The sequence below is a fragment of the Cupriavidus nantongensis genome (assembly GCF_041726985.1).
In the GTDB taxonomy this organism is placed as follows: domain Bacteria; phylum Pseudomonadota; class Gammaproteobacteria; order Burkholderiales; family Burkholderiaceae; genus Cupriavidus; species Cupriavidus nantongensis_A.
Window position 1 is genome coordinate 2,148,726 of record NZ_CP168303.1, and the last position, 20,604, is coordinate 2,169,329.

General features: G+C 65.5%; 17 protein-coding genes. 2 read left to right on the forward strand and 15 right to left on the reverse strand.

Features of this window, described 5'->3' with window-relative positions; translation table 11 throughout:
- Positions 1 to 80: 80 nt before the first annotated feature.
- Positions 81 to 2,207: a polyphosphate kinase 1 gene (ppk1, locus tag ACEI37_RS21120; protein WP_373378025.1), complete on the forward strand. Its 2,127-nt coding sequence runs from the start codon at positions 81 to 83 to the stop codon at positions 2,205 to 2,207.
- Positions 2,208 to 2,260: 53 nt separating this feature from the next.
- On the opposite strand, the gene phoR is transcribed toward ppk1, so the two are convergent.
- The 11 genes from phoR to ACEI37_RS21175 all read right to left on the reverse strand — a co-directional run bounded on the left by phoR (position 2,261) and on the right by ACEI37_RS21175 (position 14,455).
- Positions 2,261 to 3,643, reverse strand: a complete 1,383-nt coding sequence (gene phoR / locus ACEI37_RS21125; RefSeq protein ID WP_373378026.1) for a phosphate regulon sensor histidine kinase PhoR — start codon at positions 3,641 to 3,643, stop codon at positions 2,261 to 2,263.
- A 112-nt stretch (positions 3,644 to 3,755) separates the two neighbouring features.
- Complete coding sequence (phoB, locus tag ACEI37_RS21130) at positions 3,756 to 4,463, reverse strand: phosphate regulon transcriptional regulator PhoB (RefSeq protein WP_012353221.1); 708 nt, start codon at positions 4,461 to 4,463, stop codon at positions 3,756 to 3,758.
- 28 nt (positions 4,464 to 4,491) lie between these two features.
- The gene (gene phoU / locus ACEI37_RS21135) at positions 4,492 to 5,196 is read right to left on the reverse strand and encodes a phosphate signaling complex protein PhoU (protein WP_062800696.1); all 705 of its coding nucleotides are present in this window, start codon (positions 5,194 to 5,196) and stop codon (positions 4,492 to 4,494) included.
- A 47-nt stretch (positions 5,197 to 5,243) separates the two neighbouring features.
- Complete coding sequence (gene pstB / locus ACEI37_RS21140) at positions 5,244 to 6,032, reverse strand: phosphate ABC transporter ATP-binding protein PstB (protein ID WP_018007822.1); 789 nt, start codon at positions 6,030 to 6,032, stop codon at positions 5,244 to 5,246.
- 52 nt (positions 6,033 to 6,084) lie between these two features.
- Positions 6,085 to 6,987: a phosphate ABC transporter permease PstA gene (gene pstA / locus ACEI37_RS21145; RefSeq protein ID WP_373378027.1), complete on the reverse strand. Its 903-nt coding sequence runs from the start codon at positions 6,985 to 6,987 to the stop codon at positions 6,085 to 6,087.
- Positions 6,988 to 6,992: 5 nt separating this feature from the next.
- The gene (gene pstC / locus ACEI37_RS21150) at positions 6,993 to 7,961 is read right to left on the reverse strand and encodes a phosphate ABC transporter permease PstC (protein ID WP_373378028.1); all 969 of its coding nucleotides are present in this window, start codon (positions 7,959 to 7,961) and stop codon (positions 6,993 to 6,995) included.
- A gap of 117 nt (positions 7,962 to 8,078) precedes the next feature.
- Positions 8,079 to 9,110, reverse strand: coding sequence for a phosphate ABC transporter substrate-binding protein PstS (pstS, locus tag ACEI37_RS21155; RefSeq protein WP_373378029.1), 1,032 nt, complete (start codon positions 9,108 to 9,110; stop codon positions 8,079 to 8,081).
- 230 nt (positions 9,111 to 9,340) lie between these two features.
- Complete coding sequence (gene glmM / locus ACEI37_RS21160) at positions 9,341 to 10,684, reverse strand: phosphoglucosamine mutase (RefSeq protein ID WP_373378030.1); 1,344 nt, start codon at positions 10,682 to 10,684, stop codon at positions 9,341 to 9,343.
- 63 nt (positions 10,685 to 10,747) lie between these two features.
- Positions 10,748 to 11,539, reverse strand: coding sequence for a dihydropteroate synthase (folP, locus tag ACEI37_RS21165; protein ID WP_373380292.1), 792 nt, complete (start codon positions 11,537 to 11,539; stop codon positions 10,748 to 10,750).
- Positions 11,540 to 11,748: 209 nt separating this feature from the next.
- On the reverse strand, positions 11,749 to 13,632 hold the full coding sequence (gene ftsH / locus ACEI37_RS21170; RefSeq protein WP_012353229.1) for an ATP-dependent zinc metalloprotease FtsH: 1,884 nt from the start codon (positions 13,630 to 13,632) through the stop codon (positions 11,749 to 11,751).
- A 157-nt stretch (positions 13,633 to 13,789) separates the two neighbouring features.
- Positions 13,790 to 14,455: an RlmE family RNA methyltransferase gene (locus tag ACEI37_RS21175; protein WP_373378031.1), complete on the reverse strand. Its 666-nt coding sequence runs from the start codon at positions 14,453 to 14,455 to the stop codon at positions 13,790 to 13,792.
- A 262-nt stretch (positions 14,456 to 14,717) separates the two neighbouring features.
- On the opposite strand from ACEI37_RS21175, the gene ACEI37_RS21180 reads away from it, so the two are divergent.
- Positions 14,718 to 15,221 (forward strand): YhbY family RNA-binding protein, encoded by a 504-nt coding sequence (locus tag ACEI37_RS21180; RefSeq protein ID WP_111517611.1) that lies wholly within the window; start codon positions 14,718 to 14,720, stop codon positions 15,219 to 15,221.
- 48 nt (positions 15,222 to 15,269) lie between these two features.
- Here the strand turns inward: ACEI37_RS21180 and ACEI37_RS21185 are convergent, their stop codons facing one another.
- From ACEI37_RS21185 to leuE, 4 genes are all read right to left on the reverse strand, one after another.
- A complete protein-coding gene (locus ACEI37_RS21185; RefSeq protein WP_373378032.1) occupies positions 15,270 to 15,773 on the reverse strand; it encodes a DUF4149 domain-containing protein in 504 nt (167 codons plus the stop codon).
- Between the two features lie 54 nt (positions 15,774 to 15,827).
- Positions 15,828 to 16,304 carry a transcription elongation factor GreA gene (gene greA / locus ACEI37_RS21190; RefSeq protein ID WP_018007830.1) on the reverse strand — a complete coding sequence of 159 codons (477 nt, stop codon included), beginning with the start codon at positions 16,302 to 16,304 and terminating at the stop codon, positions 15,828 to 15,830.
- 248 nt (positions 16,305 to 16,552) lie between these two features.
- Complete coding sequence (gene carB, locus ACEI37_RS21195) at positions 16,553 to 19,801, reverse strand: carbamoyl-phosphate synthase large subunit (RefSeq protein WP_373378033.1); 3,249 nt, start codon at positions 19,799 to 19,801, stop codon at positions 16,553 to 16,555.
- Between the two features lie 89 nt (positions 19,802 to 19,890).
- The gene (gene leuE, locus ACEI37_RS21200) at positions 19,891 to 20,565 is read right to left on the reverse strand and encodes a leucine efflux protein LeuE (RefSeq protein WP_373378034.1); all 675 of its coding nucleotides are present in this window, start codon (positions 20,563 to 20,565) and stop codon (positions 19,891 to 19,893) included.
- Between the last annotated feature and the right edge of the window lie 39 nt (positions 20,566 to 20,604).

Consider the following 20,604-nt stretch of genomic DNA (forward strand, 5'->3'; position numbering starts at 1 on the left):
GATTCGGGCCCCGAGAAAATATGTCGTGGTCATGTCCGCATCATGACAAAATCAAACTGTCATGAAAGTGACACGATTCTATGAAAAAGTCGCCACATTACCAAAAGAAGGTCATGACCATGTCGACGACTCCGTCCAGTACGCTGCTCAACCGCGAACTGGGCATCCTGGAATTCAATGCCCGCGTGCTGGCGCAAGCCGCGGACCCGAAAGTCCCGCTGCTGGAACGGCTCAAGTTCATCTGCATCGTGTCCAGCAACCTGGACGAGTTCTTTGAAATCCGCATGGCGGGCCTGAAGGAACAGATGCGCGACAATGCCTCGGGCCTGACGCCGGATGGTCTTTCCTTCCAGCAGACCTACCAGCTTGTCACCGAGCGCACGCAACGGCTTGTGGCCTCGCAGTATGACATGCTGCAGAACACCATTTTTCCACTACTTGAAAAAGAAGGGGTCTTTTTCCACCTGACCACTACCTGGACCGACGCCCAGCGTGAATGGGCGCGCCAGTTCTTCCAGCGCGAACTGGCGCCGGTGCTGACGCCGATCGCGCTGGACCCGGCCCACCCCTTCCCGCGCGTGCTCAACAAGAGCCTGAACTTCGTGGTGGAGCTGTCCGGCAAGGACGCCTTCGGGCGCGATGCCGATCTTGCCATCGTGCAGGCGCCGCGCGCGCTGCCGCGCGTGGTAAAGATGCCGGAGAAGCTGTCGGGCTATCCGTACGGCTTTGTCATGCTGTCGTCGTTTATGCAGGGCTTCGTGCACGAGTTGTTTCCTGCCATCGCCGTGCATGGCTGCTACCAGTTCCGCGTCACGCGCAACTCGGACCTGTTCGTCTCCGAAGATGACATCACCGACCTGCGCGAAGCACTGCAGGGCGAACTGCCCGCGCGCCATTTCGGCGACACGGTGCGGCTGGAAATCTCGTCGGATACGCCGGCGCCGCTGGCGCGCCGGCTGCTGCTGGAATCGGGGCTGGCCGAACAGGACCTGTACCGCGTCTCCGGCCCGGTGAACCTGGTACGGCTGATGCAGATCCCCGACATGGTCGACCGGCCTGGGCTCAAGTTCCCGCCGTATGTGCCTGCGCCGGTCAAGGCCTTCGCCGGCGGCGCCTCGATGTTCGACGTGATGCGCCAGCAGGACGTGCTGCTGCACCATCCGTACGAGAGCTTCAGCTCGGTGCTCGACCTGCTGCAGCTGGCCGCGGCCGATCCCAACGTGGTCGCGATCAAGCAGACCGTCTACCGCACCGGCAACGAATCGCTGGTGATGGAAGCGCTGATGACGGCGGCGCGCAACGGCAAGGAAGTGACGGTGGTGGTGGAGCTGCTGGCGCGCTTCGATGAGGAAACCAATATCAACTGGGCCGAGCGGCTGGAGTCCGCCGGCGCGCACGTGATCTACGGCGTGGTCGGGCACAAGTGCCATGCCAAGATGCTGCTGATCGTGCGGCGCGAGCCCACCGGACCCAAGGCCAAGCAGGTCAAGCTGCGCCGCTACGCCCATCTGGGCACCGGCAACTACCATCCGCGCACGGCCCGGCTTTATACCGATTTCGGCCTGCTGACCGCCGACGAGGCCATCTGCGAAGACGTGCACCATGTGTTCCAGCTGCTGACCGGCACCGCCGGCACGATCCGGCTGAACCACCTGTGGCAGTCGCCGTTCACCATGCAGAGCAACCTGGTCGACCATATCCGCGCCGAGGCCCGCAACGCGCGCGCCGGCAAGCCGGCACGCATCATCGCCAAGATGAATGCGCTGCTGGAACCGTCGATCATCGACGAGCTGTACAAGGCCTCGCGCGCCGGCGTGAAGATCGACCTGATCGTGCGTGGCGTGTGCGCGCTGATGCCGGGCGTGCCAGGCATGTCCGAGAACATCTCGGTGCGCTCGATCATCGGGCGTTTCCTCGAACACCACCGCGTCTATTACTTCCACGCCGCCGGCGAAGAGGTGCTCTACCTGTCCAGCGCCGACTGGATGGACCGCAACCTGTTCCGCCGCGTGGAAGTCGCGTTCCCGGTGCTGGACAAGGCGCTGAAGGCGCGCGTCATCAAGGAAAGCCTGCAGGTCCATCTGCGCGACAATGCCTCGGCGTGGATCATGCAGTCCGACGGCAATTACGTGCGCAGCCAGACGCGTTCCAAGCATCCGCATGTCAGCCAGAACGATATGCTGGTGATGTTTGGCGGTACGCCCTGAGCGCGCGCCGCGAGCAACAAGAAACCCCGCCGCGGCGGGGTTTTTCTTTGCTATCAGGCTGCGCGCCGGGAATTGTCCGGTGCCTGCGGCGTTACCGTCGGACCGACGCTCGGCACCGGGCTGTCCGCGCTTGCGGCAGCGGAGCGCAGGCTGCGCTCGAGCGGGAACACCACGCGGAACACGCTGCCCCGGCCCTCCTCGCTGGTGACGCGCAGTTCGGCATGGTGGCGCGACAGCACATGCTTGACGATGGCCAGCCCAAGGCCCGTGCCGCCGGTATCGCGCGAACGGCTGCGGTCGACGCGGTAGAAGCGCTCGGTCAGCCGGGGGATATGCTCGGCTGCGATGCCCAGGCCGGTATCCGCCACAGAGAACACCGCGTGGCCGTCTTCCCAGGCCAGCCGCATGGTGATGCGCCCACCCTCCGGCGTGTAGCGCACCGCGTTCGATACCAGGTTGCCCAGCGCCGACATCAGCTCGGTCTCGGCGCCGCGCATGCCCACGGTTGGGTCGATCTCGGCCGCGACGTGATGCCGGCCCTGCGACAGCGCCTCGGCGTCGTGCATCAGGTGCGCCACCATGGCGCGGATCGGCACCACGTCATGGCCCGGCGGCTGCGCATCGCTTTCCAGCTTGGCCAGCGCCAGCAGGTCTTCGACGATGCTTTGCATGCGCACCGACTGCGCCAGCATCATGTCGATGTAGCGGCGCCGGTCCTCCGCGGACACCGGCAGGTCGCGCACGGTCTCGAGGAATCCGGTCATCACGGTCAGCGGGGTCTTCAGCTCGTGCGAGACATTGGCGACGAAGTCGCGCCGCATCGCCTCGGTATTTTCCAGCTTGGTGATGTCCTGCGTGATCACCAGCTTGCGGTTGTCGCCATACGGCAGGATCTGCACCGCGATCGCGCTGTGCTTGTGCTCCCCCATGTCGCGCATCACCAGCGGGTCGTCGAACTGCTGCCGCGTCAGGTAGTGGACGAACTCCGGCCGGCGGATCAGGTGAGTAATGCGCTGGCGCACATCGCGCCGCGCGTTCAGGCCGAAATGCTGCTCGGCGACGTCGTTGCACCACTCGATCTGGTCGGCGTCATCGAGCATCAGCACACCGTTGGGCGAGGCCTGGATCGCCTGGATAAAGCGTGTGTGCTGCTGCTCCACCTGCAGCACCTGGGTGCGCCAGCGCTTGACCAGCCGGTGCAGGCGGTAATACACCTCGCCCCACAGGCCGAGCGCGCTCGGGATCTCGCCATAGACGGGCGCGTCCAGCACCTTCCACAGCCGGTTGATCTGGTACAGGTAGTAGAACAGCAGCCCTAGCAGCGAAACGCAGGCCAGCGCCAGCGCCGGCACCGGGCCGGCGACCAGGTAGACGCCGGCGGACAGCACCAGCAGGCTGATCAGGATGGCCGCGGAACGGGCCCAGATGACATTCATGCGCAGGGTTCAGGCTCGCAGCCAGCCACGGAAACGGCTGCCTGCAGGGTTGCGACGGAGTGTGCCACGATTTCGCCGCGCCCTGCCAGCGGCTCGAGACCCGTGCGGCGGCTCAGGCGCCAGGGGTGCGCGCCAGCCGGTAGCCGCTGCCGCGCACCGTTTCGATCATGTTGCTGTAGCCGCCCGGCGTCAGCGCCGCGCGCAGGCGCTTGATATGGACGTCGACAGTGCGCTCCTCGACGAAGACGTGGTCGCCCCAGACCTGGTCGAGCAGTTGCGAGCGGCTGTGCACGCGCTCCGGATGCGTCATCAGGAAGTGCAGCAGGCGGAACTCGGTGGGCCCGAGGTCCAGCTTGATCGGGCCGCTCTCGTCCTGGCCGGTCACGCGATGCGTGGCCGGGTCCAGCCGCAGGCCGTTGATCGCCACCACGTCATCGGTCAGCTGCGGCGCGCGGCGGCGGAGCACGGCCTTGATCCGCGCCAGCAGCTCCTTGGGCGAGAACGGCTTGGTGACGTAGTCGTCGGCGCCCGCTTCCAGCCCCATCACCTTGTCCTGCTCCTCGCCGCGGGCGGTCAGCATGATGATCGGGATCTGGCGGGTGCGGTCGTTGGCGCGCAACTCCTTGGCGAAGTTCGCGCCTGACTTGCCCGGGAGCATCCAGTCGAGCAGCACCAGGTCGGGCAGCACATCGCTCATCAGCGACAGCGCCTGCTCGGCGTTATAGGCCCGGATCGGATAATGCCCCGCGTGCTGCAGGTTCACGGCGATCAGTTCGGCGATCGCCGGTTCGTCTTCGACAACGAGAATACTGCTTGGCATGTGTATGGTTCTCCGTGGGCGGCTGATCTCAGCTCAGCGCTTCGCGCTCCATGTCCTCGCGCGAGACATGGCGGACGTCCGTCCCCTTGACAATGTAAATGATAAATTCCGCGATGTTCTTGGCGTGATCGCCGATGCGCTCGACGGCCTTGGCGATGAACAGGAAATCCAGCGCGACCGAGATCGTGCGCGGGTCTTCCATCATGTATGTGATCAGCTTGCGCACGAAGCCGCGGAATTCCTCGTCGATGGCCTTGTCGTCCTTGACGATGCGCGCCGCCGCGACCGTGTCCAGGCGCGCAAAGGCGTCGAGCGCCTGACGCAGCAGCGCAATCGCCATCTCGCCCGAGAGCTTGACCTCGGCGTAGTTGATGCTGTGCGCCGACGCGTCTTCCATGATGTGCTTGGTGCGCTTGGCGATCTTCTCGGCTTCGTCGCCGGCACGCTCCAGGTTGGTGATGGTCTTGGAGATGGCCATCACCAGGCGCAGGTCGCGCGCGGTCGGCTGGCGCCGGGCGATGATGTTGCCGCAATCGGCATCGATCTCGACTTCCAGCGCATTGAGCTGGATCTCCCGTGCGATCACCTGGTCGGCGATCTCGGCGTCGAAGTCGGTCAGCGCACGCATGGCGAGTTCGATCTGCGACTCCACCAGCCCGCCCATCTGCAGCAGCTTGGTGTTGATGGCGTTGAGGTCTGCGTCGAACTGGGTCGACAGGTGCTTGTCAGTCATGGGATTCTCCTGGGCGCTTATGGATATGCTAGTCCCTGCCCTGCCTGTCAGCCGAAGCGGCCGGTGATGTAGTCTTCCGTTTCCTTGCGGTGCGGCTTGATGAAGATCTTCTCGGTCTCGCCGAACTCGATCAGTTCGCCCAGGTACATGTAGGCGGTGTAGTCCGAGCAGCGCGCCGCCTGCTGCATGTTGTGTGTCACGATCACCACGGTGTACTCGTCCTTCAGCTCGGCGATCAGCTCTTCGATGCGGCCGGTGGAAATCGGATCCAGCGCGGAGCACGGCTCGTCCAGCAGCAGCACTTCCGGGCGGATGGCGATGCCGCGCGCGATGCACAGGCGCTGCTGCTGGCCGCCGGACAGGCCGTAGCCGGACTGGTGCAGCTTGTCCTTGGCCTCGTTCCACAGCGCCGCCTTGGTCAGCGCCCATTCCACGCGGTCGTCCATTTCCGAGCGCGACAGCTTCTCGAACAGGCGCACGCCGAAGGCGATGTTGTCATAGATCGACATCGGGAACGGCGTCGGCTTCTGGAACACCATGCCGACCTTGGCGCGCAGCAGTGCGATGTCCTGCCTGGCGGTCAGCAGGTTGTCGCCGTCCATGTTGATCTCGCCCTCGGCGCGCTGCTCGGGATAGAGCGCGTACATCTTGTTGAAGGTGCGCAGCAGCGTCGACTTGCCGCATCCCGACGGGCCGATGAAGGCCGTGACCTTGCGATCCGGGATCGACATGTTGATGTTCTTCAGCGCATGGAACTGGCCGTAGTAGAAATTCAGGTTGCGCACGTCGATCTTGGCGCGTACCGAATCGGGAATGTCGATGACGGTGGAGGTCATTGCGTTTTCTCGCTTGCAGTCTTGGGGCGGGTCCGGATGCCGGGCGCGCCGCTTATTTCTTGAACAGGATGCGCGCCAGGATATTCAGGGCCAGCACGCCAATCGTAATCAGGAACACGCCCGCCCAGGCCAGTTGCTGCCATTCGGTGAACGGGCTCATGGCAAAGCGGAAGATCGTCACCGGCAGGTTGGCCATCGGCTTGTTCAGGTCGCTGGTCCAGAACTGGTTGGACAGCGCGGTGAACAGCAGCGGCGCGGTTTCGCCGGCGATACGGGCCACCGCCAGCAATACGCCGGTCACAATCCCCGCGTACGATGACTTCACCGTGATCGACAGCACCATCTTCCACTTGGGCGTGCCGAGGGCGAAGGCGGCCTCGCGCAGTGCGTTGGGCACCAGGTTCAGCATGTTCTCGGTGGTGCGCACCACGATCGGCACCTGCAACAGCGCCAGCGCGCAGATGCCGGCCCAGCCCGAGAAGTGGCCCATGCGGGTCACCACCAGCGCGTAGACAAACAGGCCGATCACGATCGACGGCGCCGACAGCAGGATGTCGTTGATAAAGCGGATAAAGCTGGCCAGCGGCGAACTCTTGCCGTATTCGGCCAGGTAGATGCCCGCCAGGATGCCCAGCGGCGTGCCGAACAGCGTGGCCATGCCGACCATCACGAAGCTGCCGAAGATGGCATTGGCCAGGCCGCCGCCTGCGGTATTGGGGGCCGGCGTCATCTGCGTGAACAGGTCCAGCGACAGCCCGCCCACGCCCAGCGTGACGGTGGTCCACAGGATCCACGCCAGCCAGAACAGGCCGAAGCCCATCGCCACCAGCGAGGCGGTCAGCGCGTACAGGTTGACGCGGCGGCGGCGGCCCTGCAGGCGCGCGCGCACCGCATCGGCATCGGGACGGACGGCGGGAATCGATACGGAAGACATGGCCTGGCTCGCTTGGGTCATTTGGCTCATTTTGCGCCCTCATTCTTGGCCAGTCGCAGCAGCAACAGCTTGGACAGCGCCAGCACCACGAAGGTGATGAAGAACAGGATCAGGCCCAGCTCCATCAGCGCGGCGGTATGCAGGCCGGCGCCGGCTTCGGCGAACTCGTTGGCAAGCGCCGAGGTGATGCTGTTGCCCGGCGAGAACAGCGAGGCGCTGTCCAGCAGGTTGGTATTGCCGATCACGAAGGTGACGGCCATGGTCTCGCCCAGCGCGCGGCCCAGGCCCAGCATCACGCCGCCGATCACGCCGGCGCGGGTGTAGGGCAGCACCACGTTCCACATCACTTCCCAGGTAGTGCAGCCCACGCCGTAGGCGGATTCCTTGAGCAGCACCGGGGTGACTTCGAACACGTCACGCATCACCGAGGCGATGTACGGAATGATCATGATCGCCAGGATCACGCCCGCGCACAGCAGGCCGATGCCCAGCGGCGCGCCCTGGAACAGCTTGCCGATCACCGGCAGCTGGCCCACCGTGGCTGCCAGGGGCTTCTGGAAATACTCGCCGAAGATCGGCGCGAACACGAGCAGGCCCCACATGCCGTAGACGATCGACGGCACCGCGGCCAGCAGCTCGATGGCGGTGCCAAGCGGGCGGCGCAGCCAGGCCGGCGACAGCTCGGTCAGGAACAGGGCGATGCCGAAGCTGACCGGCACCGCGATGATCAGTGCGATCAGCGAGGTCACGATGGTGCCGTAGATGGGCACCAGCGCACCATAGACATCGGCGGGAGGATCCCACTCCGCGGACCACAGGAAGCGCGCGCCGAAGGTCTCGATCGAGGGCCAGGCGCTGATCGCGAGTGAGACGATGATGCCGCCCAGCAGCAGCAGCGTCACGATCGCGGCGCCCCGCGTCAGGCCGCCGAACAGGATGTCGCCGATGCGGCTCGGGGGCTGGACGTTGCGGGTGTCGGAGGGGATATTCGCCATGTCGGGAATTCAGGGTGGATCGCCGCTCGCGCCTGGGCGGGAGCGCGGTGGCCGGGCCGGTTTCGGGCTGCCCGGCCGCCGCCGCCGCGCTCGCGCGCGGCCGGCGATGCCGTCAGATCAGTACAGCGCCTTGCCCGAAGCGTCCTTGACGCTGGTCTTCCAGGTCGAACGGATCTGGTTGACCACGTTCTCCGGCAGCGGCACGTAGTCGAGTTCGGCGGCCATGTTGGCACCGCTCTTGTAGGCCCAGTCGAAGAACTTCAGCACTTCGGTGCCCTGCGCCGGCTTTTCCTGGTTCTTGTGGACCAGGATGAAGGTGGCGCCGGCGATCGGCCAGGCGTCCTTGCCTGGCTGGTTGGTCAGGATCTGGTAGTAGCTCTTGCTCCAGTCCGCGCCGGCGGCGGCGGCCTTGAAGGCGTCGTCACCCGGCTTGACCACGGCACCCGACGCGTTCTTCATGTTCACGTGGGTCATCTTGTTCTGCTTGGCGTAGGCGTACTCGACATAGCCGATGGCGCCGTTCAGGCGCTGCACGAAGGCGGCCACGCCCTCGTTGCCCTTGCCGCCGGTGCCGCCACCCGGCCAGTTGACCGTGGTGCCCTCGCCCACCGAGCTCTTCCAGTCCGGGCTGACCTTGGACAGGTAGTTGGTGAAGATGAAGGTGGTGCCCGAACCGTCGGCACGGCGCACCGGCAGGATGTCCTGGCTCGGGAGCTTGGCTTGCGGGTTCAGTGCCTTGATGGCGGGATCATCCCACTTCTTGATCTTGCCCAGGTAGATGTTGGCCAGCAGCTCGCCGGTGATGGTCAGTTCGCCCGGCTTCACGCCCTGCAGGTTGATCACCGGAACCACGCCGCCGATCACGGTCGGGAACTGGACCAGGCCCTGCTTGTTCAGGTCCTCGTCCTTCAGCGGGGCGTCCGAGGCGCCGAAATCGACCGTCTTGGCGCCGATCTGCTTGATGCCGCCCGACGAGCCGATGGATTGATAGTTGACCTTGTTGCCCGTTGCCTTGTTATATGCGTCGGCCCACTTGGAATACACGGGCGCCGGGAAGGAAGCGCCTGCACCGGTAATTTCCGCCGCGAACGCAGTGCCCGCCACCACCATCGAAACGATGCCTGCCACGGCAGTCTTGACCAGCTTCATATGTCCTCCAGAGAACATTGGTTGGGAATGACAAATTTTTGACAAGACGAACTTTATGCTGCCTGTATGACAATTCCGTGACATCTTCAAATCTTCTTGAAACTGGCCTGCAGCAAGGTAATGACGGGAGGATTCCGCTCTGACGTGTGGCGAATATGACGGCGGTTAATTGCGTAGTTGTGTAAAAAAACGCCGGGCAAGCCCGGCGTTCGTTTCTGGGAGGGGCGCTATCAGGCACCCAGCGCGTCCGCCAGCTTCCTGGCCGCGCGCTCGGCCATCTCGGCCTGCTCCGCCTCGACCATCACGCGCACCACGGGCTCGGTGCCGGAAGCACGGATCAGCACCCGGCCGCGGCCCTCCAGTTCCGGTTCCACCGCGGCACGGGCCGCCTGCAGGCCGGCATGGGTCTGCCAGTCGAAACCCTTCTGCACACGCACATTGATCAGCGTCTGCGGGAACAGCTTCACGCCATCGAGCAGTTGCGCCAGGGTCTTGCCGCTGCGGCGCAGTGCGCCCAGCACCTGCAGCGCCGACACGATACCGTCGCCGGTGCTGTGGCGATCCAGGCACAGCAGGTGGCCGGAGCCTTCGCCGCCCAGCGTCCACTTGCGCTTGTTCAATTCCTCCAGCACATAGCGATCGCCCACCTTGGCGCGCACGAAGTCGACGCCCTCGCGCTTGAGCGCCAACTCCACCGCCATATTGGTCATCAGCGTGCCGACCGCGCCGGGAACCGCCTGGCCGGCGGCCTGGCGGTCGCGCACGATCAGATACAGCAACTCGTCGCCGTTGTAGAGGCGGCCATCGGCATCCACCACCTGCAGCCGGTCCGCGTCGCCATCGAAGGCCAGGCCCAGGTCCGCGCCGTTGGCCTTGACCGCCTCGATCAGCTTCTCCGGCGCGGTCGCGCCGTAACCGGCGTTGATATTGCGGCCGTTCGGCTGGTTGCCGATGGCGACCACGTCGGCGCCGAGCTCATGGAACACCGGCGGCGCAATGTGATAGGCCGCGCCATGGGCGCAGTCGACCACCAGCTTCAGGCCATGCAGGTCCTGCTCGTACGGGAAGGTGCTCTTGCAGAATTCGATATAGCGGCCGGCGGCATCGTCGATGCGGCGGGCGCGCCCCAGGTCGTCGGACGGGGCGCACACCATGGGCTCGTCGAGCGCCGCCTCGATCGCCGCCTCGACCGCGTCGGGCAGCTTGTCGCCGCTGGCCGAGAAGAACTTGATGCCGTTGTCGTAGTAGGGATTGTGGCTGGCCGAAATCACCACGCCCGCCGACAGCCGCAGCGCCCGCGTCAGGTAGGCGATGCCGGGGGTCGGGAGCGGGCCGGTGAGCAGCACATGCACGCCCGCCGAGGTAAACCCGGCTTCGAGCGCGGCTTCCAGCATGTAGCCGGAAATGCGCGTGTCCTTGCCGATCAGCACGGTAGGCTTGCCCTGCCCGGTCCTGGCGCCATGCGCCAGCACCTTGCCCGCGGCATGGCCCAGCCGCATCACGAAGTCCGGCGTGATCGGCGCCTCGCCGACCTTGCCCCGCACGCCGTCGGTCCCGAAATACTTGCGTGTCATTCCTTGTTTCCTTTTCTCTTCTGTGTTCTGTCTTGGTGGCGCTGACCAGCGTCGGCGCCCGGCTCAGCCCGCGCTGACGGATTCGTTGCGCACGGCCCACCAGGTCTTCACGGCATCGACGGTCTGCTGCACATCATGCACCCGCACGATCAATGCACCGCGCTCCACCGCACAGACCGCCGCGGCAATGCTGGCGGCGATGCGCTGCTGCGGCGGCCGGCCGCCCAGGATGGCGCCCAGCGTGGACTTGCGCGAGATGCCCGCCAGCACCGGCAGGCCGTCGAGCGCCAGCTGCGGCAACTGCCCGAGCAGGCGCAAATTATGATCCGGTGTCTTGCCGAAACCAAATCCCGGATCGAGGCAGATCCGGGCATCGTCGATCCCGGCAGCGCGCAGCACGGCGACGCGCCCGGCCAGGAAGTGCGCGACTTCTGCGACCACATCGTCGTAGTGCGGGTCTTCCTGCATGGTCTGCGGATCGCGCTGCATATGCATCACGCACAGGCCCGCTTGCCCGCCCGCCACCGCCTCGACCGCGCCGGGCATGCGCAAGCCCCAGATATCGTTGATGAGATCGGCTCCGGCCGCAAGCGCGGCGCGCATGACTTCCGGCTTGTAGGTGTCGATCGACAGCGGCTTGCCGCAGTCGCGCAGCGCTTCCACCACGGGAATCACGCGCGCCAGTTCGTTTTCCAGCGGCAGCGCCGCCGAACCGGGCCGGCTGGATTCTCCGCCGATGTCGATGATGTCCACCCCCTCGGCAATCATCTGCTCGGCATGGCGCAGCGCCGCATCGCGGCTGGCGTGCTGGCCGCCGTCGGAGAAGGAGTCGGGCGTGACGTTGAGAATGCCCATCACCAGCGGACGCTGGTCCAGGGCAAAACGGAAACGGCCGCACTGGAAGTGCCGGGTCTGGGTCGTCTGCTGCAAGATAGGAAGGCTTCGGCGATGCGCGCGCGGGTTCGCCGCGCAAAAAAGGAAAAGCCGGTGCACCAGGCACCGGCTTCATGGGACAGGCACTACACAGCCATCGCTACAGCGTCGTCAGTGGGACGCGCGCCAGGTCAGGCCGTGGCGGGCGCGTTGGTCGGCGCCACCGGCGAGCCGCCCGAGGGCGTGCTGCCGCCACCGTTCGGGCCCGACGCGCTGCGCGGCGGACGCGGCGGCTTGCCGGCCATGATGTCGTTGACCTGGTCGGCATCGATGGTTTCCCATTCCATCAGCGCGTTGGTCATGGCTTCGACCTTGTCGCGGTTCTCTTCGAGCAGGCGCTTGGCCAGCGCGTATTGCTCGTCGATGATGCGGCGGATCTCGGCGTCGACCTTCTGCTGCGTGGCTTCCGACACGGTCTTCGACGACAGCTTGCCGAACATGCCGTCCTGCTCGGTATCGACGTAGACCATCGCACCCAGCGAATCGCTCATGCCGAAGCGGGTCACCATGTCGCGCGCAATCTTGGTGGCGCGCTCGAAGTCGTTGGAAGCGCCGGTGCTCATGGCGTTGAGGAAGACCTCTTCCGCCGCGCGGCCACCGAACAGGATGGCCACCTCTTCCAGCATGCTGTCCTTGTACTTCGAATACTTGTCATGCTCCGGCAGCTGCCAGGTCACGCCCAGCGCCCAGCCACGCGGCATGATGGTGACCTTGTGCACCGGGTCGGCCTTGGGCAGCAGCTTGGCCACCACCGCATGGCCGGACTCGTGGTAAGCCGTGGCGCGGCGCTCTTCCTCGCGCATCACCGTCGACTTGCGCTCCGGACCCATGTAGATCTTGTCCTTGGCGTCCTCGAAGTCCTGCATGTCGACCACGCGCTTGTTGCGGCGGGCGGCAAACAGCGCGGCCTCGTTGACCAGGTTGGCCAGGTCGGCACCCGAGAAGCCCGGGGTGCCACGCGCGATCACCGACGCGTCGACGTCGTTGCCGATCGGCACCTTGCGCATATGGACCTTCAGGATCTGCTCGCGGCCACGGATGTCCGGCAGGCCCACGTAGACCTGGCGGTCGAAACGGCCCGGGCGCAGCAGCGCCTTGTCGAGCACGTCGGCACGGTTGGTGGCGGCGATCACGATCACGCCCGAGTTGGCCTCGAAGCCGTCCATCTCGACCAGCATCTGGTTCAGGGTCTGCTCGCGCTCGTCGTTGCCGCCGCCCATGCCGGCGCCGCGATGTCGGCCGACCGCGTCGATTTCATCGATGAACACGATGCAGGGGGCCTGCTTCTTGGCGTTCTCGAACATGTCGCGCACACGCGCCGCACCCACGCCGACGAACATTTCAACGAAGTCGGAACCGGAGATGCTGAAGAACGGCACCTTGGCCTCGCCGGCGATGGCGCGCGCCAGCAGCGTCTTGCCGGTGCCCGGAGGGCCGACCAGCAGCACGCCGCGCGGGATACGGCCGCCCAGCTTCTGGAATTTCTGCGGATCCTTGAGGAAGTCGACCAGCTCGACCACTTCTTCCTTGGACTCGTCGCAGCCGGCCACGTCCTGGAACGTGACGGCGTTCTGGTTCTCGTCGATCAGCCGCGCACGCGACTTGCCGAATGAGAATGCGCCGCCTTTTCCGCCACCCTGCATCTGACGCATCATGTAGAACCAGAACACGATGATCAGCAGGGTCGGCCCGAGGTAGTACAGGGCCTGGACCAGCACGTTGGGTTCGTCGTCCGCCTTGCCGGTGACCTGCACGCCGTACTTCATCAGGTCGCCGACCATCCAGATGTCGCCCGGCGAGATGATGGTGTACTTTGCCCCTTCCTTGGGCGAGACCACCAGGTTGCGGCCCTGCACGTCGACGCGCGACACCTTGCCGTTCTTGGCGTCATCCATGAACTGCGAATAGGTGACGCTGTCCTGCGCACGGGGCTTGTCGAACTGCTTGAAGACGGTAAACAACACCAGCGCGATCACGAGCCAGATTGCCGCCTTTTGAAACAGGTTGTTATTCAAGGCCGAACTCCTTTGCAATTGCCTTGCCAACGGATAGCTGCATTGTAATGCAGCCCCCGCCCTCGAGGGGAAACAGAGAAACTATGATGCCGATAGCACCGGGTGAGGGGTTTTCCCTCTACATTTCTTCTTCCGCCCTGGCTTGTATCGAGATCGGTCAATCCACTGTCTTCAGGTAGCGCCCAAGGATAAAGGTTTCGGAAGACTTGTCGCGCGACGCCTTGGGCTTGCGCTTCGCGACCACTTTGAACTGCCGTTTGAACTTTTCCACGATCTGGCTGTAGCCGCTCCCGTGGAAACACTTTACCAGCAATGCTCCCTCCGGCTTAAGGTGGGCCTGAGCGAATTCAAGCGCCAGGTCGCACAGGTACTCGATCCGGGCGGCGTCGGCGGAGGCCACACCGGACAAGTTGGGGGCCATGTCGGACAAAACAAGGTCGATCTTGTCGCCGCCGGAAGCGTCCAGCACCACACTTTCGAGCTCACGGAAGACCGATTCCTCGCGGAAGTCGCCCTGGATGAAAGTGACGTCGGCGACAGGTTCCATCGGCAGCAGGTCGATTGCGACGACCGCGCCGTCGATCCGGCCATCCTTGGCCCGCGGCGAGTCGGCCAGCTTGTTGCGGGCGTACTGGCTCCAGCTGCCCGGCGCCGCGCCCAGGTCGACAATGACCTGGCCCGGGCGGATCAGCTTGTCCTGCTCGTCGATCTCCTTGAGCTTGTATGCCGCGCGGGCGCGGTAGCCCTCGCGCTGCGCCATTTTCACGTATGGATCGTTGATGTGGTCGTGCAGCCACGAGTGGTTGAACTTGTTCTTTGCCATGCCAGATACCAGCCTGTTCCCTGCCCGCGCGCGCCGGTCGGGCCGGTGGCGCAGGTTTTCCTACTGTTTTGATGATTTTGCTGCCCGACAGTGCCGGATTGACGGATAATACGCGCCAATCCGCATCCCGGCTTGCCGCCCACCGGTGGCCGCCGGCAGCCTGTTCCCGTGCGCCGTGTCACGACCGGCGCGGGCGGCAGCGCCCGATTACCAGCGCCAAGCGCTCTATCACTATTTCAAGCGCCTTATCCGGCGCCAACCTATGCCTGCTCTACAACTCGTCCCTGCCCAGCGCTCCGACCTGCGCTCCCGTGCCCATGCCCTGAACCCGGTCGTGATGGTCGGCGCCGAAGGCCTGACCCGCGCCGTGCTGGCCGAAATCGACCGCAGCCTGGCCGCGCACGACCTGATCAAGATCCGCGTGTTCGGCGACGACCGCGAAGCCCGCATCGCCATCTACGAAGAAATCTGCGACCAGCTCAGCGCCGCGCCGATCCAGCATATCGGCAAGCTGCTGGTGGTCTGGCGTCCGGGCGAAGCCCGCCTGAAGGAAAACCAGGCCGAAGACCTCGGCCGGCACACGCCCGCCCGCCGCGGCGGCGCCGCCCCGCGCACGGTGACGGTGAAGAAGCCCAGTGCCGCGCCCAATCGCCGTCCGACCCGCAAGGAAGTCACGGTGCTCGGCAATGAGCGCGTCACCGCCGGCGGCAATGTGAAGCGCGCGCGCGCACGCCCGACCAGTCAGAAGAAGAAGTCCCTGGGCTAAGCACCGGGGGTACTCAAGCGGGCGCCGCCAGGCGCCCCGCTGCCAGACTCACTCCCCGGCCGAACGCGGCGCCGAAGCGCGCCACACCAGGGCCAGCGCCAGCAGGCTCTGCAGCAGGTAAAAGGCGCTCGACACGCCGTGCAGCATGCCGAATTGCGCCTTGTACGGGGATTCCGACACCCCCACGCCCAGCGCCACCGCCTTTTCCTTCAGGCTGCCCATGAACGGCTGGGTGCCGAAGTAGCCGACCAGCACGCAGCACAGCATGCCCAGCACCAGCCAGCGCAAACCGCGGTAGCGCTGCGCGCCGCGCCGGATCATCACGTTGCACAGCACCAGCTGCAGCACGCCGATGGTCACGCCGACGATGGCCTCGGTATGGAACAGGTGCCCGGCGATCATGCCCGCCATCTCGCGGCTGGGCAGCACCGAAAACAGTGTCGGCGCCACCATGTAGCCCACGGTCCACAGGCTGCCCGCCCACGCCACCGTCAGCAGCAGGAAGATGCGGTGCGGCAGCGGCGGCAGGTTGTTATAAGAAGTGGAGAACACAAGCCGGCCTTTCCGGTGGCCGGCGCAGGCGCAAGCCCGCCGGCCGGGCCGGCATCAGATGTAGCGAACGGTAATGACTTCGTATTCGCGCTCGCCGCCCGGGGCCAGCACGGTGGCGACGTCGCCTTCGAACTTGCCGATCAGCGCGCGCGCAATCGGCGAGCTGACCGAGATCTTGCCGGCATCGAGGTCAGCCTCGTCATCGCCGACGATCTGGTAGCTGACCGGATTGCCGGACTCCAGGTCTTCCAGGTCGACAGTCGCGCCAAAGACGATGCGGCCATCGGTATCGAGCTGGGTCGGGTCGATGATCTGCGCGGCCGACAGCTTGGCCTCCACTTCCAGGATGCGGCCTTCGATAAAGGCCTGCTTTTCCTTGGCGGCGTCGTACTCGGCATTTTCAGACAGGTCGCCCTGGGCGCGCGCTTCCGAGATGGCATTGATCACCGCCGGACGCTCGACAGCCTTCAGGCGCTGCAGCTCCTCCTTCAGGAGCTCTGCGCCACGCTTGGTAATCGGAATGGTGCTCATGTCTTCGTTCAACAAAAAAATGAGCCGCAGCGGAGCTGGAGCCATCCCCGGCAAACCCCGCCAGGGCACTTCCGCTCAACCGCGGCTTTCAGACAGGATCGAACGCGGGCACGCCGGTTCGATCGACGAATTTGACGTAGTTTAGGCCAGGAAGCCCGCCGGCAGCAACTGCGGCGGGCTTCCCGGGGCGCGGCCGCCGCAATGCGGCCCGCCCTGTTGCCATGTGTTGCCTGGTTACCTTGACGGCCTCAGGCCAGCGAGGCATGCAGGCCCTGCAGGTCGTAGACCTCCAGGCTCTGCATGTGCTTCAGGCCTTCCACCGCGGCGCGGGCGCCGGCGATGGTGGTGTAGTAAGGAATGCGGTGGGCCAGCGCCGAGATACGGATCGAGCGCGAATCGGCGATCGCGCCGCGGGTTTCGTCCACGGTGGTGAACACCAGCGCCAGCTCGCCGTTCTTGATCATGTCCACGATATGCGGACGGCCGTCCTTGACCTTGTTGACCACCTTGACCGGGATGCCGGCGGCCTCGATCGCCGAGGCGGTGCCGCGCGTGGCGACGATCGGGTAGCCCATGTCGTGCAGCATGCGCGCCACGGCCACGGCGCGCGGCTTGTCGCTGTCCTTCACGGTGATCAGCACGGCGCCCTTCTCCGGCAGGCGCGAGCCCGCGGCCAGCTGGCTCTTGAACAGGGCCTCGCCGAAGCTCTTGCCCACGCCCATCACTTCGCCGGTCGAACGCATTTCAGGTCCGAGGACCGGATCGACGCCCGGGAACTTGTTGAACGGGAACACCGCTTCCTTGACGCTGTAGTACGGCGGGATGACCTCGTCGGCCACGCCCTGCTCGTCCAGCGACTGGCCCGCCATGCAGCGCGCCGCGATCTTGGCCAATTGCATGCCGGTGGCCTTGGACACGTACGGCACGGTACGCGAGGCGCGCGGATTCACTTCGAGCACGTAGACGGTGTCGACGCCGTTGTTCTGCTGGATCGCGAACTGCACGTTCATCAGGCCGACCACGTTCAGCGCCTTGGCCATGGCCGCTGTCTGGCGCTTCAGCTCGGCCACGGTCTCGGCCGACAGCGAGTACGGCGGCAGTGAGCAGGCGGAGTCGCCCGAGTGCACGCCGGCCTGCTCGATATGCTCCATCACGCCGCCGATAAAGACGCGCTTGCCGTCGCACAAGGCGTCGACATCGCACTCGATGGCGTCGTTCAGGAAGCGGTCGAGCAGCACCGGGGAATCGTTCGAGACCTTGACCGCCTCGCGCATGTAGCGTTCGAGGTCGCGCGGCTCATGCACGATTTCCATGGCGCGGCCGCCCAGCACGTACGACGGGCGCACCACCAGCGGGTAGCCGATTTCCTCGGCCAGGCGCAGCGCTTCGTCCTCGGCACGCGCGGTGCGGTTGGGCGGCTGGCGCAGGCCCAGGTCCTGCAGCAGCTTCTGGAAGCGCTCGCGGTCTTCGGCCGCGTCGATCATGTCAGGGCTGGTGCCGATGATGGGCACGCCGTTGCGCTCCAGGTCCAGCGCCAGCTTCAGCGGGGTCTGGCCGCCGTACTGCACGATCACGCCGACCGGCTTTTCCTTGTCGACGATCTCGAGCACGTCTTCCAGCGTCAGCGGCTCGAAGTACAGGCGGTCCGAGGTGTCATAGTCGGTCGACACGGTTTCCGGGTTGCAGTTGACCATGATGGTCTCGTACCCGTCTTCGCGCAGCGCCAGCGCGGCGTGCACGCAGCAGTAGTCGAACTCGATGCCCTGGCCGATCCGGTTGGGGCCGCCGCCCAGCACCATGATCTTCTTCTTGTCGGTCGGCGCGGCCTCGCACTCGCCATGCTCGGCCTCGTAGGTCGAGTACATGTAGGCGGTGTTGGTGGCGAACTCGGCCGCGCAGGTGTCGACGCGCTTGTACACCGGGCGCACGTTCTGGGCGATGCGCGCCTCGCGCACGGCCTTGGCGTCGGTCTTCAGCAGCCGCGCCAGGCGGCGGTCGGAGAAGCCCTTCTGCTTCAGGAAGCGAAGTTCGGCGGTCGACAGGCTGTCGAGCGTGCGCGACTTGACCAGGCCTTCGGTGCGGACGATGTCCTCGATCTGGGCCAGGAACCACGGATCGATGGCAGTCTCGTGATAGACCTCTTCCAGCGACATGCCCAGGCGGAACGCGTCGCCCACGTACCAGATCCGGTCCGGGCCCGGCTCGCCGATCTCCTCGACGATCTCGTCGCGGTCGGTGGACTTCTCGTCCAGGCCGTCGACGCCCACTTCCAGCCCGCGCAGGGCCTTCTGGAACGACTCCTGGAAGGTGCGGCCCATCGCCATCACCTCGCCCACCGACTTCATCTGGGTGGTCAGGTGGCTGTCGGCCTGCGGGAATTTCTCGAAGGCGAAGCGCGGCACCTTGGTGACGACGTAGTCGATCGAAGGCTCGAACGAGGCCGGGGTGGCACCGCCGGTGATCTCGTTCTTCAGCTCGTCGAGGGTGTAGCCCACCGCCAGCTTGGCCGCCACCTTGGCGATCGGGAAGCCGGTGGCCTTGGAGGCCAGCGCCGACGAACGCGACACGCGCGGGTTCATCTCGATGACGATCATGCGACCGTCCTTCGGGTTGATCGAGAACTGCACGTTGGAACCGCCGGTATCGACGCCGATCTCGCGCAGCACCGCCAGCGAGGCGTTGCGCAGGATCTGGTATTCCTTGTCGGTCAGGGTCTGCGCCGGCGCGATGGTGATCGAGTCGCCGGTGTGGATGCCCATCGGATCCAGGTTCTCGATCGAGCAGATGATGATGCAGTTGTCCTGCTTGTCGCGGACCACTTCCATCTCATACTCTTTCCAGCCCAGCAGCGATTCCTCGATCAGCAACTCGCGCGTCGGCGACAGGTCCAGGCCGCGCTTGCAGATCTCTTCGAACTCTTCGCGGTTGTAGGCGATGCCGCCGCCGGTGCCGCCCAGCGTGAACGACGGGCGGATCACGATCGGGTAGCCGCTGGTGCCGGTGTCCTGGGCGATGCGCGCCTGCACGGCCACGGCCTCGTCCATCGAGTGGGCGATGCCGGACTTGGCCGAACCCAGGCCGATCTTGGTCATCGCGTCCTTGAACTTCTGGCGGTCCTCGGCCTTGTCGATGGCCTCGGGCGACGCGCCGATCAGTTCCACCTTGTACTTGTCCAGCACGCCATGGCGATGCAGGTCCAGCGCGCAGTTCAGCGCGGTCTGGCCGCCCATGGTCGGCAGGATCGCATCCGGGCGCTCCTTCTCGATGATGCGTTCGACCACCTCCCAGGTGATCGGCTCGATGTAGGTCACATCGGCCGTGGCCGGGTCGGTCATGATGGTCGCCGGGTTGGAGTTGACCAGGATGACCTTGAAGCCTTCCTCGCGCAGGGCCTTGCAGGCCTGGGCGCCGGAATAGTCGAACTCGCACGCCTGGCCGATGATGATGGGGCCCGCGCCGATGATCAGGATGCTCTTGATGTCTGTGCGTTTTGGCATTGCACGCTCTCTTTATGGGCCGGCCCGCCTTGCCTGCGGACCGCGCCGGTAATCAGGGAATCCGTCCGGATTCGAAAATGTGGTCTGGCTCAGTTCATCGTGGCCGTGGCCAGCTTGGCGCCGAAGCCGATGAACATCGCCCCTACCCCGCTGGCCATGCCGGCCGACAGCCGGCGCCGGCGCCGGAACGCCTCGGCCAGCTTCGCCCCCACGAAGATGATCGTGGTCAGGTAGGCAAAGCTGCAGATCTGGCACACCAGCCCCAGCACGCCGAACGACAGCACCGGGTAAGCGAAGGCCGGGTCGACGAACTGGATGAAGAACGAGATAAAGAACAGGATCGCCTTCGGGTTCAGCAGGCTGATCAGCAGCGCCTTGCGGAACGGGTCGGACTGGTCCGGCGTGGCCGCAGGCACCGCCGCGCCGGCGGCATCGCCGCGCGCGGCCCAGCTGCGCAGCGCGCCGCGCAGCATGTTGAAGCCGATCCACGCCAGATAGGCCGCACCCACGTACTTCACCACGTAGAACAGCGCCGGGCTGGCCTTGAGCAGCGAGGCCACGCCCGCCGCCGACAGCACCATCAGCACCGCGTCCCCCAGGAACACCCCGCACGCGCCCTTGTAGCCGGCGCGCACGCCGCGCTGCGCCGCCACCGACAGCACGTACATCGAGTTCGGGCCCGGCAGCAGCACGATTAAGATCGTGCCCAGCACATAGGTCCAGAAGTCGGTGATGCCGAAAGCGGTATGCATGAAGGCGTTCATGGGATGTCCCTGTATCTCTCTCGCTGTGCCCGCGCGCTC